9 protein-coding genes are annotated in these 12,455 nt (G+C 62.5%); 2 read left to right on the plus strand and 7 right to left on the minus strand.

Annotation, left to right across the window (positions count from 1 at the left end; translation table 11 throughout):
* Positions 1-258 precede the first annotated feature (258 nt).
* From BcFMB_RS01920 to BcFMB_RS01930, 3 genes are all read right to left on the minus strand, one after another.
* Positions 259-2,025, minus strand: a complete 1,767-nt coding sequence (locus BcFMB_RS01920; RefSeq protein WP_099720902.1) for an extracellular solute-binding protein — start codon at positions 2,023-2,025, stop codon at positions 259-261.
* Between the two features lie 117 nt (positions 2,026-2,142).
* The gene (locus tag BcFMB_RS01925) at positions 2,143-3,099 is read right to left on the minus strand and encodes a carbohydrate ABC transporter permease (protein ID WP_232513848.1); all 957 of its coding nucleotides are present in this window, start codon (positions 3,097-3,099) and stop codon (positions 2,143-2,145) included.
* A gap of 46 nt (positions 3,100-3,145) precedes the next feature.
* Positions 3,146-4,210 (minus strand): ABC transporter permease, encoded by a 1,065-nt coding sequence (locus BcFMB_RS01930; protein WP_198405432.1) that lies wholly within the window; start codon positions 4,208-4,210, stop codon positions 3,146-3,148.
* 468 nt (positions 4,211-4,678) lie between these two features.
* Between BcFMB_RS01930 and BcFMB_RS01935 the strand changes: the two genes are divergently transcribed.
* Both BcFMB_RS01935 and BcFMB_RS01940 read left to right on the plus strand, forming a co-directional pair.
* The gene (locus BcFMB_RS01935) at positions 4,679-5,332 is read left to right on the plus strand and encodes a YesL family protein (protein ID WP_157775025.1); all 654 of its coding nucleotides are present in this window, start codon (positions 4,679-4,681) and stop codon (positions 5,330-5,332) included.
* 429 nt (positions 5,333-5,761) lie between these two features.
* Positions 5,762-6,502: a DedA family protein gene (locus tag BcFMB_RS01940; RefSeq protein ID WP_099720905.1), complete on the plus strand. Its 741-nt coding sequence runs from the start codon at positions 5,762-5,764 to the stop codon at positions 6,500-6,502.
* A 126-nt stretch (positions 6,503-6,628) separates the two neighbouring features.
* Here BcFMB_RS01940 and yicI read toward each other — a convergent pair whose 3' ends face one another.
* The 4 genes from yicI to BcFMB_RS01960 form a co-directional block, all read right to left on the minus strand.
* The gene (yicI, locus tag BcFMB_RS01945; RefSeq protein WP_099720906.1) at positions 6,629-8,977 is read right to left on the minus strand and encodes an alpha-xylosidase; all 2,349 of its coding nucleotides are present in this window, start codon (positions 8,975-8,977) and stop codon (positions 6,629-6,631) included.
* Between the two features lie 41 nt (positions 8,978-9,018).
* On the minus strand, positions 9,019-9,945 hold the full coding sequence (locus BcFMB_RS01950; protein ID WP_099720907.1) for a carbohydrate ABC transporter permease: 927 nt from the start codon (positions 9,943-9,945) through the stop codon (positions 9,019-9,021).
* 3 nt (positions 9,946-9,948) lie between these two features.
* Complete coding sequence (locus tag BcFMB_RS01955; protein ID WP_099720908.1) at positions 9,949-10,917, minus strand: carbohydrate ABC transporter permease; 969 nt, start codon at positions 10,915-10,917, stop codon at positions 9,949-9,951.
* 108 nt (positions 10,918-11,025) lie between these two features.
* Positions 11,026-12,336 (minus strand): ABC transporter substrate-binding protein, encoded by a 1,311-nt coding sequence (locus BcFMB_RS01960; protein WP_024541550.1) that lies wholly within the window; start codon positions 12,334-12,336, stop codon positions 11,026-11,028.
* Positions 12,337-12,455: the final 119 nt, after the last annotated feature.

Here is a 12,455-nt window from a genome sequence, read left to right on the forward strand (position 1 = left end):
TCATGTCGGCTGTCGATTCGGTCTGTTGATTCGGTGTCTATTTGGTCTACTTGTGCGGCGCGCCCGAGTTGGTTCAACCATCGAACCAACCGGTGATTTGCAGGGAGCGTCGCATCCCGACGGATGCGACGCTCCCGTGGCTGCGGTCGTCGTCGCCGATCAGCGACGACGACCTTCAGTTGTTCAGTTATGGTTCCTCAGTTATCGGGTAAGGTTCATTCGCTCGTCCTCAAGCGGGACTGTGGTGTGCCGGAAGGCTCACTCCTTGTCCGCGTACTTCTTGACGATCTCCCGACGGGCCTTGATGAGCGCCTTCGCGTTGTCCTCGTCGACCTTGAGCACCTGCTCGTAGCCGAGGTCGTTGAGTTGCGTGCCCATGTTCTTGAAGATGGACTGGCATTCGGCCTCGCTCTTGGCGACGACGGCCTGCCACGACGCGTTGATCACTTCGGTCTTGACCGACGAACGCAGCGTCGAGATCTGCGAATCCTCCTGAGGAGGCGTGTAGGTCGCGCCCGGCGCGACGGCGAGCTTGCCGGTCTTCTCGAGGTATTCGATGTCGGTCTTCGCGCCGTCCATGTGCTTCGACCAGTCCTCGCTCAGCTTCGTCTGCTTCGCGAGCTGCGTCGCCCACAGCTGCGGGTTGAACGCCGACTTCGTGTCTGGGTCGGTGCTGTTCGCATTCACCGTCTTGAAGTTGAGCGTCGAGATGCCGTCGTTGTAGGAGCCGCCGCCGTATTCGGCCGGAACCTGCAGGCCGTCGGAGTTGAACATCGCCTTCTCGCCGAACTCGTTGAGCTGCGGCTCGCCCTTGTCGTTGAGCGTCCAGCACATGTCCTTCGGGCAGGCGGCGCCGCCGGAGTTGGTGGCCGAGGCGTAGATGCCTTCAGGCGAGTAGAGCCAGTCGATGAACTTGGCGAGGCGTTCCTTGTTCTTCGCCTTCGAGCCGATCGCGATGAAGGTGTTGCCATCGCCCTCCGGCTGGAAGCCCGGCGTGTAGACGTCCATGTCCTGCAGCGGGGCGAGCATGAAGCCGACGCCCTTCTCCTGGTTCTCGTTGCCGTTCATGCGCGGCTTGCCGAGCCACGACCAGATCGACATGAGCACCTTGCCGTTCGTCACCTTCGTCGACAGGTTGTCCCAGTTCTGCGTCGTCGATTCCGGGTCGACGAGCCCCATGCGGTCGCACTTGTTGAAGAACTCGATCATCTTGTCGTAGGCGCTGCCGACCTGGGAGGCCGGGACGATCTGCGAATCCTTGTCGTCGGACGGCACGAGCACCGAATTCTGCGCGAAGTAGCCGTACCACTGCGAGGCGGCCATCGCGTTCTGCATCATCTCGCCGTCCCAGTCCTTGAACAGCGACACGGCGTAGATGTCGTCGTCGCCGGTCTCCTCGCGCGCCTTGTCCTGCATCTGCTTGAGCACGTCCGCGAAACCGTCGAGATCCTTGATCTCGGGGTACCCGATCTTCGCGTAGTAGTCCCAGCGGATGTACGGGGCGGCGACCGGCTCGATGCCGTCGGCGGACTTCGTCGGCGATTCGTCGGACACGTTGCCCGGCACGCCCCAGACGCCGTCCTGGCCGGCCTGCTTCGTCACGTAGTCCACGCCGGCCTGGTAGCGCTTGACGTTCGTCATCTTGCCGTAGTACGGCGTCATGTCGGTGATGAGCTTCGACTTGACGAGCTTCTGCAGACGGCCGTTCTGCATGCCGACGATGACGAGGTCGCCGAGGTTGCCCGCCGTGGAACGCGTGTCGAACAAGGTGTCGCCGCCGCCGGCCACGTTCGGGGCGATGATGTTGAGCTCCATGTTGAACTTGTCCTTGACGATCTTGGCGAACCAGCCCTTCTGGACGCCCTGGTAGTTCGCGGTCGACGAGAACACGTCCACCTTCATGAAGCTGCCGTCGTCGGGGCCGTCGCTCGCGGAGTCGTTGCCGCCGCAGGCCGCGACGGAGACGAGCATCGCCGCCGAAAGCGTCGCGGCGATTCCCGAGACGATCTTCTTCCTGATTTCCATGAGGAAACCTCCTTGTATCCTTCTAACTTCGGCTCATCACTGAGCACATCTGGTTGGTTGGTGGTTGGTACGGAAACGTGGATCGGGGCGGGGAGCCGCACGGCTCCCCGCGTACGGTCAGCCCTTGACAGCACCGAGCATCATGCCCTTGACGAAGAAGCGCTGGAAGAACGGGTAGATGAACATGATCGGCAGGACGACGATGACGGAGACGGTCATGCGGATCGCCGTAGGCGTCGCCGCCGTGGCCAGCAGTGCGGCGTTCGCGGCGTTCGCCTTGACCGAGTTCGCGATCGAGCTCGCCTGGTTGATGTAGGTGTAGAGCAAGTACTGCAGGCTCCACAGCTTCGAATCGGTCATGTAGATCAGTGTGTCCTGGAACGAGTTCCACTGGTTGACGGCGGAGAAGATCGCAACGGTCGCGAGGATCGGCGTGCACATCGGCAGCACGATCTTCCAGAACACCGTCATCGTGCCCGCGCCGTCCACTTCGGCGGCCTCCTGCAACGATGCCGGGATCGACTCGATGTAGGTCTTGACGAGGATGATGTTGAACGGCTGCACAATCGCTGGCAGGATGTAGACCCAGAAGTTGTTCGTCAGGCCGTAGTTCTTCATCGTGATGAACATCGGGATCAGGCCCGCGTTGAAGTACATCGTGATGACGACGAAGCGGTACCAGAACGAACGCTTCCACATCTTCTGCTGCGTGAACATGAAGCCGAGGTAGGCGGAGGCGAGGACGGTGAGCACGGTGCCGATGACGGTACGGGCCACCGAGATCCACGCGGACTGCGCAAGGCCGTCGAGGCCGAGCACGGTCTTGTAGTTGTCCCAGTGCAGGCCTTCGATCTTCCAGGTGACGTCGCCGGCGGCGGCCGCCTGGTTGTTCGACAGCGAGTTGATGATCAGGTAGTAGAACGGGTAGGTGCAGATCAGCGCGAACAACGTGAGGATGATGATGTTCACGACGTTGTAGATCTTCTCGCCCTTCGTGCGGCGCATGGCCGGCGAGACGCTCGCCTTGGCCCTCTTCGGCCTCTTGGCGCTTGCGGGTGCTGTTGCGGTTGACATGGTTACTCCTTAACCCAATACACGATTCGTGACTGCTGGATGCGGATCAGACGATGCCGACGCCGCGCGTACGCTTGGACAGCCAGTTGACGAGCAGCAGCAGGCCGACCGAGACGAGAGACTTGAGCATCGAGATCGCAGTGCCGAGCGACAGGCTGTTCTGGCCCATGCCGACGTTGTAGACGTAGAGGTCGAGCACCTGGATCCACTTCTGGTTGAAGGCGTTCTGGAAGACGTAGTACTGGTCCATGCCGTTGTTGAGGAAGTTCGAGATCGACAGCATGAGCAGCACGAAGTAGGTCGGCATCAGCTGCGGGATCGTCACGTGGATGATCTGCTGGAAGCGGTTGGCGCCGTCCACCTGCGCGGCCTCGTAAAGCTCCGGGTCGATGCCGGCGATGCCCGCGAGGTACATGATCGAACCCCAGCCGAGGCCCTTCCACAGGTTCCACAGCAGCATCTTGAGCCAGACCTGGTCGGGCGAGTCGAGGAACTTGATCGGTTCGCTGATGATGTGCAGGTTCATCAGCAGGTCGTTGACCATGCCGGTCGACGAGAACATCGCGAAGGCGATCGAGTAGACGAGGACCCACGAGATGAAGTTCGGCAGCGTCGTGAGCGTCTGGATGATGTTCTTGAACCACTTGGCGCGGATCTCGTTGAGCGCGATCGCGAAGATGACCGGCAGGAACGAGGTGAGGATGTTCAGACCCGACATCGCGAAGGTGTTGAGCAGGACCTGTCCAATCGTGCGCAGCTGCGCCGGGTTCTGCACCATCATCTCGAACCACTGCAGGCCGACGAACTTGCTTTCGGAGAGCGGGATCGGCGGCTGGTAGTCATAGAACGCGTAGATCCAGCCGAACAGCGGGATGTAGCTGAACAGGAACACGAGAATCAGCAGCGGGGCCACGTACAGCCACAGCTTGAACGCATGGCGCTTGTCCACATGGGCCTCGGCAGCCATCTTCGCCGCCTTCTTCGCGGCGCGACGGTCGCGACGGCTCAGTTTGGATTCTTCGGCGGCTTCGACTTCCCTGCCGACGACCGCCGCGGCGCCACCGGTCGAACCGATGGTCTCATCGGTTTCGGTACTAGACGACGTCTGCATCTCTCCTCCTTCGGAAACTGATGTCAGCGATTCCAAGTCCCGCAACCCCGCGAGGCTTTCTCACTTCTTGTTGAATAGATTATAAACAACGACTATCTTTGTCAAATCAGATAACGAAGTCCGGTGTCGCGATGGCGCGCCACCCGTTGGAAACACAGGGCGACACGCGAACTTCACTGCGATCTGAACTCACTCTACCTTGAAATGGCAACGTTTTCACGACACGCGGGATGCTGTTGCAGTAGACAAGCGTGTCACTTATTTATATACTTATCAACAACAGTCGATGTGGACATGCATCCAACAACGACTCCGCCACGACACCCTGCACGGCGAACCGCAGAACGATCTGCACGCCGCCAGCCATCGTCCGGCAGATATATACAGTGCGTATATACGGAGTCGCCGGGTGCACGACGCACACGGACGCCGCATCGCAGCGGCGCCGCGGCACGGAAAGGAAGCAGCATGAGGTTCAACACCGAAGCGCCGTTCTGGCAGTTCATGGGAACGCTCGCGCGATTCACCGCGCTCAATCTCGTCTTCCTCGTCACGCTGCTGCCGATCGTCACGATCGGTCCGGCGCAGGCGGCGCTCTACAGCACGCTGTTCCAGTACGACGAACATGACGACATCCGGCTCGTACACGAATACCTCAAGCGCTTCAAGCGGGAGTTCAAGCAGGGCCTCATCTCCGGACTGCTGCTGCTCGCGCTCGTCGCCGTCCTCATCTTCGGCCTCGCGTTCTGGGTGGCCTGGGACACGAACGCCGCCTACGTCCCGCTCATCATCCTCGTCGCCGCATCGGTCGCCGTGCTGTTCCTCGCCGAATACCTGTTCCCGCTGCAGGCGCGCTTCGCCAATTCGGTCGGACGTACCTGGAAGCTCGCCGCGCTGTTCCCGTGGCGCGCCTTCGCCTGCTCGTTCGCGCTCGTCGGCATCGACGTCGTCGTGCTCGGCCTGGCGTATTTCGTCCCGTTCATCCGCGTGCTCATGCTCATCTTCGGTCTGAGCTGGGTCGCCTACGCGAAGTCGCTCATCCTGCTGTGGGGCTTCAAGAAGTACGGCGGCTACGGCGAGGTCGAACGCCCGACCTACGTGAACGCCAACTCCGGACTGTGATCGGCTCGCGGCACCCGCGCCGCATACCGAGATGGACATCCGGTAAACAAACCAGACTTACCCTTCCCCTTTCCTCAACAATCGGCCGCAGCGCTTCCTTGGCTGCGGCCGCTCTCTTTTGCGGCATCACCCTCCTCTCCGCGACCGCAACTGTCACACTCGCGCCCAACTCCGTTCACTAAGCCCCACCTCAGCGAACACGACCGCCGCACTTCCGCCCAACTCCGTTCGCTAACCAGCACCTCCGCGACCGCAACCGCCGCACAGCCACCCAACTCCGTTCGCTAAGCCCTTCCGCGACCGTCTCCCCCCGACCATCCGCACCCTTTCCGGCCGCCGAGCCGTAGGGCTGACATGCTATACAAGATAACCGGTAATAGGTAACGCATGGCCACGGCGCATCCGCGTCCTCACTCGTCAAGGATTTCCATGGGATTCATTCATTTCATCGCCAACCTGCTCAAGGATCCGCGCGGCGCGATCGCCGGCTGGATCGCGATGGGCGTCGCCCCCACGCTCGGCTTCATCTTCCTGATCGTCTTCATCGAGACCGGCGTCGTCTTCTTCCCGTTCCTGCCCGGCGACTCGCTGCTGTTCGCCGCCGGTTTCTTCGCCGCGCCGGACGCGGCGACCGGGAAATCCGCGCTGCCGATCGCCGCGCTGCTGCCGGTCGTCTGGACCGCGCCGATCCTCGGCGACCAGTGCAACTACTTCATCGGCCATTTCTTCGGCCGCCGCATCATCGAATCCGGCAAGGTCAAGTCGATGACGCCGGAACGTCTTGCGAAGACGGAGACGATGATCGACCGCTGGGGCCCGCTCGCCGTCTTCCTCGGCCGCTTCTTCCCGTTCATCCGCACGTTCATGCCGTTCATCTCCGGCATCACCGGCATGCAATGGCGCCGCTTCACGCCGTTCTCGATTCTCGGCGGCCTCGTCTGGTCGTCGCTGTTCACGTTGCTCGGCTACTTCTTCGGCGGCATCCCGGTCGTCCAGGAGAACTTCGAGCTCGTCATCGTCGCAATCCTCGTCATCTCGCTGATCCCGACCTTCGTCGGCCTGTTCAAGGCGAAGTTCGGCAAGAAGAAGGTCACGCCGGCGACCGAGGTCGCAGAGGAGGAGACGACGCCGCTCGTCGAATCCCTCGACGACGACGCCCGCAACGCCTGATCGCGCGCAATCCGCGCTTCCGCCGACCCATACATGCGAAACGCGCCGGCGGCGGACGATGTCATACCGTCCGTCGCCGGCGCGTTCATCTATATGTCGACGCTCTACGCGGCACGCATCGCCGCATCAGTCTTCGACGCGGTCGACGACGACCCCGTCGCCGTCACGTCTCGCCGTGAAGACGACGCGGCGGCCGTCGGTGCAGGCGACCGTCGCACTCGCTTCGCTTGCATCGCCGAGGAAGACGCGCACGTCCGGATCGGCCGCGTAGTCGTAGTCCGGCGTCGTCGCACCCGGATGTGTGACGATGACCGAGCCGTCGCGCACCCACAGCGGCACCGAGTCGAAACCGTGCCGTTCGCTGCGCCACACGCCGTGTTCGCTGCGCACATGCTCGCCGGTGAACCAGTTCGTCCACCCGCCGGCCGGCAGATAGTAGCTCACGTCGCCCGAGTAGCTGAACACCGGCGCGACGAGCAGCGACGAGCCGAGCATGTACTGGCGGTCGAGCGTGCGGCATGCGGGGTCGTCGGGGAATTCGACGAACATCGAACGCATGACCGGCGTGCCGTGTTCGTGCGCTTCGATGCCGGCCTGATACAGATACGGCATCAGGCTGAGCTTAAGCAGCGTGAACTTGCGGCACACGTCGACGGCGCTCTGCCCGGGTTCGACGCTGCGCCCCTGCCGCTCGTCCTCCTCGTCGAACAGCCACGGCACGCGGTAGACGGTCGAGCCGTGCAGCCGCGAATGCGAGCTGAGCAGACCGAAGGCCAGCCAGCGCTTGTAGACGGCCGGATCGGGGAACGCGCCTTCGAAGCCGCCGATGTCATGGCTCCAGAAGCCGAATCCGGAGGACGTGAGCGACAGACCGCCGCGCAATGTCTGCGCCATGCCGTTGAACGTCGATTCGCAATCGCCGCCCCAATGCACCGGGAAGCGCTGTCCGCCGGCCGTCGCCGAACGCGCGAACAGGCATGCCTTGCCGACGCCGTACACCTCCTCGATCGCCTCGAACACCGTCCGGTTGTACAGTTCGGTGTACCAATTGTGCATCGACAGCTTCGGCGAGCCGTCATACCAGACGACGTCGCGCGGGATGCGCTCGCCGAAGTCGGTCTTGATCGCGTCGATGCCCTGCTTGAGCAGCGCGACGACCTTGCCCTTGAACCAGGCGCGCGCCGCCGGGTTCGTGAAGTCGACGAGGCCCATGCCGGCCTGCCAGTAGTCGGTCTGCCAGACGGTGCCGTCCGGGTTGCGCACGAGGTAGCCTTCGCGCATGCCCTCGTCGAACATCGCGCCGGCCTGGCCGATGTATGGGTTGATCCACGCGCACAGATGCAGCCCCTTGTCCTCGTGCAGCCGTTTAAGCGTCGCTTCGATATCCGGGAAGAACCGCGAATCCCATGCGAAATCGGTCCAGTGGAACTCGCGCATCCAGTAGCAGTCGTAGTGGAACGCGCTCAGCGGGATGCCGCGCTCGGCCATGCCGTCGACGAAGGACGTGATCGTCGCCTCGTCGTACTTCGTCGTGAACGACGTCGTCAGCCACAGGCCGTAGCTCCACGCCGGCACCATGGCGGGGCGCCCGGTCAGCCGCGTGTAGCGGTCGAGGATCTGCTTCGGCGTCGGCCCGTAGATGACGCAGAAGTCAATCGTCTCACCCGGCACCGAGCACTGCACGGCCTCGGTGTTCACGGTGCCTACCTCGAAGGAGACGTGGCCGCGGTCGTTGACGAAGACGCCGTAGCCGTTGCTTGTCATATAGAACGGGACGTTCTTGTATCCCTGCTCGGACGCGGTGCCGCCGTCCTCGTTCCAGATGTCGATGCTCTGCCCGTTCTTGACGAACGCGGCGAAGCGTTCGCCGAGGCCGTAGACGGTCTCACCGACGCCGAGCGCAAGCTGGATCGACGTGAACGTGCGCGATTCGTCCTTCGCGAGTCCGGTCGGCGTCACGCCGAACTCGCCGACCGGCTCCGCGCTGACGTCGGCGAGGTCGTTGAGCGCGAAGTGCGCGAGCGACTTGCCGCGCGACTGCGTGAGCGCGCGGCCGGATTCGTCGGTGAACGTGAGGTTCCATTCCGGCCCCTTGACGACGGTCGCCGTCAGTCCGCCGGAGCGCAACGAGGCCGTCGCGCCGCGCTCGCCGGTCTCGCCGTCGCCGTCGCCATGCGTGACGACGCTCACGTAGTCGCGTCCGCCGGCCTCGTCGTGCATGATCGGGAAGCCGATGCCCTGCGCGCCGCCGCGCCAGTGGGTGGCGCGCACGCGGATGACGCCTTCGATCGGCGTGCTGAGTTCCACGTGAAACGCCGGCAGGTTGAGCGTGTTCGCGCGCTCGTGGACGACGCCCGTCGGCGCGAGCACGTCGATTGTCTCTCGCGCCGGATCGGCGTGCAGTTCGTAGGCGTCGCGCGCGAACAGCGCGTCGACGCCGTCACGCATCAGCCAGTAGCCGTTGGTGAATTTCATGGAGTCTCCTTGGTGGATGGTGTGGATGGATGGTGCGCGCGTCACTTGACGGCGCCGGCGGTGATGCCGCGCGACAGCGTGCGCTGGAAGATCAGGAAGAAGATGAGCGTCGGCACGATGCTGATGAGCGATGCCGAAGCCGTCGTCGTGACGTCCATCAGGCGGTCGCCGGTCAGCGAGCTGATCGCGATCGGCACGGTCTGCGACGAGTTGTCGACGAGGAACGCGAGCGGGATCATGTACTCGTTCCATGTCCAGATGAAGAAGAACACGAGCAGCACGCTCAGCGTCGGCTTCGAGATCGGGAAGACGACGTCCTTGAAGATGCGCCAGCGGCTCGCGCCGTCGATCGTGGCGGCCTCGAGGATCGACTTCGGGAAGGTGCCGAAGACCGACGACAGCAGATAGGTGCCGAAGGCGCTCTGGATGACGGTGAAGATGATGACGATCGCCCACGGGTTGTTGTACAGGCCCATGCCCTTGAACATCGTGTACAGCGGATAGAGCATCGCCTCCTGCGGCAGCATGTTCGCGAGCATGATGAGCAGTATGATCCATTTGCGGCCCTTGACGCGGCCGATGCCGAGCGCGAAGGCGTTGAACATCGACAGCACGACGGCGAGCACGGCCACAAGTCCGGAGGTCCAGATGCTGTTCCAGACCTTCTCGGGGAAGTTGACGCGCTGCCAGAACGTGGACAGGCCTGCGAAGCTCAGCTCCTTCGGCCACGCGAGCGGACCGGAGGCATTGTAGTCGGCGGGCGTCTTGAAGGCGTTGAGCAGCAGCACGATGAACGGGAACATCATGATGAGCGCACCGACGATCAGCAGCGCGAGCGCCACCCAGTCGCCCGCCGTGCGGTTCTTCTTGACATGCGCGATCTCCTTGAGTTCCTTTGGCGTGAGCTTGTGCTGATCGGGCGAGTTGTATTCGTAGTCCTGTTCGGCGGATACGAGCGTGGAAGTCATGGCCTACTCCTCATCCTCTTTGGCGACCTTCTCCTGAAGGTTCGTGAACGCGATCGAAACGATGATGATGACGATGGTGAGCGCCGTGGCGATCGCCGCACCGTATCCCACCTGCTGCGACTGGAAGAACTGCTTGTACGAGTAGTACGACGGCACCGTCGTGCTCGTGCCCGGACCGCCGCGCGTGAGCATCTGCACCGGGCCGAACACCTTGAGTGCGGCGATCGTGCAGGTGAGCGCGACGACGAAGATCTCCGGCTTGATCGACGGCAGCGTGATCGCGCGGAACCGCTGCCACCAGTTGGCGCCGTCGAGGCTTGCGGCCTCGTAGAGCTCCGGATCGACGCGCTGCAGACCGGACATGAAGATGACGAGCGGGTATCCGATCTGGATCCAGATCATGATGAGCATCAGGAAAATCAGCGCCGTGTCCGGCTTGCCGAGCCAGTCGTGCTGCAGGTCGCCCAGCCCGATCGCCTTGAGCAACGCATTGAGCGCGCCGTTCTCCGGACGCAGGATCCAGCCCATGACGAGCGACGCGACGGCGATCGGCAACAGCTGCGGGAAGTAGTACAGCGCACGCATCGTCGAGGCGGTGCGCGGGCCGAACTTCTTCTGCACGACGTCGAACAGCAGCGACGACAATATGAGGCCGACGAGAATCGGGATGATGACCATCGCCAGAATCATCCAGATCGAATTCATGAACGAGATCCAGAACGTATGGTCCTTGACGAGGCGGGCCCAGTTCGTCATGCCGGCCCATACCGGCGGCTTGATGCCGCGGTAGTTGGTGAAGCTCAGATAGATATTCCAGACGGCCGGGATCACGATGATCCACAGCAGCATCAGCAGACCCGGAATCAGATAGATCCAGAATCGCCGCGACGGGCTTCCGGGGATGCGCGACATTCCACGCTCGCGTTTGGCCGCGTCGCGCTCGCGCTTGGTACGGTTGGTTGGTGAAGACATGATGCACTTCCCTCAGCGGTGTTGACCTGCAGGTATGCGGCGGCCGGACGGCCGAGCGCGGAGCTGCGCCGCCCGGCCGCCGCGAATGGAATGGGTTCGGAGGACCGGTCAGTCCTTGACGCCGGCGTCCTGGACGCCCTTGTCATAGTCGGACTTCATCTGGGCGATCGCGCCCTTGACATCGGTCGAGCCGTTGATGAGCTCCTGCAGCGAGGCGTTGAGCTCGTCGTAGAACGTGGCGGTCGGCCAATCCGGGTAGAAGCCGAGCGCGTTGTCCTTGAGCACCGTGTTGAAGGATTCGATGAGCTCCTTCGTGGACGGATCGGTGATCTTGTCCGGATCGGCGGCGATCGGCAGACCGCCGGAGTTGCCCATCAGGTCCTGCACTTCGGGGCTCAGCGTGATGTTGATGAACTTGGCGGCCAGATCCTTGCGCTTCGAGTTCTCCGGGATGACCCACAGGTTGCCGGAGGAACCGACGACCTTCTTGGACTGCGGGAACGTCGAGAACGTGATGTTCTTGCCCTTCATGTCGTTCTGGAAGCGGCCGAACCACCAGGTGCCGGAGAAGAACATCGGATAGGTGCCGTTGATGAAGCCCTGGCCGACGTCCTCGGCCTTAAGGCCGGTGCAGTCCTTGGAGATGTAGCCTTTGTCGGTCCAGTCCTTGATTGTCTGCGTCGCGTAGACGATCGGCTCCGAATCCCAGTCGACGTCGCCGTCGTACATCTCGTACGCTTTGACGAACTGGTCGTCGGCCTTGCTCAGCGCGAGCTGCCACCACAGATGCTGCACCGGGTATTCGGCGGCGCCCTCGGCAAGCGGCGTGATGCCCTTGTCGACGAACTTCTGCATCGCGTCGGTCAGCTCGTCCATCGTCGTCGGGATCTCGATGCCGTTCTTGTCGAACATGTCCTTGTTGTAGTACATGATCACGTCCTCGCCGTAGTTCGTGATGCCGTACCAGTTGCCGGAGCCCATGACGCCCTTGTCGTTGTACTTGCCGGTGTCGGCGAGCGATCCGGTGACCTTCTCGTCCCACTTGTACTGCTTGACGTAGTCGTCGAGATTCGTCAGCAGTCCCTGGCTGGCGAGGAGTCCCGCGGTCGCGTTGCCCTTGTTGTACTCCATGACGTCCGGGGCCTCGTCCGAGTTGAGGATCTGCGACGCGTTCTGGCGGATCTGCTCGAAGGACTTCTTCTCGAATTCGACCTTGACGCCGGTCTCCTTCTCGAAGATCTCCATCGCCTTCTTCCAGGCGACGCCCATCGCGCCGTTGTCCTCCTCGTAGTGCCAGATCTTGATCGAGGTCGGATTCTCCTCCTGCGCGGTGCCGCTGCCGCCGCATCCCGCAAGCCCACACATGCCGACCGCCGTCACAGCGGCCAGACCCGCCGCGATTGCCTTACGAACGTTCATATCTCTTCCTTTTTCAGCGCCATTACTGACTTTCGGATATTGCAGGGATTCAGCCGTTGAATCTCATGAGTAAATTAAATCATCGAAGTAATCGTCATCCAACCGATTTCGACAATCGT

Source organism: Bifidobacterium choerinum, assembly GCF_002761235.1.
Classification (GTDB): domain Bacteria; phylum Actinomycetota; class Actinomycetes; order Actinomycetales; family Bifidobacteriaceae; genus Bifidobacterium; species Bifidobacterium choerinum.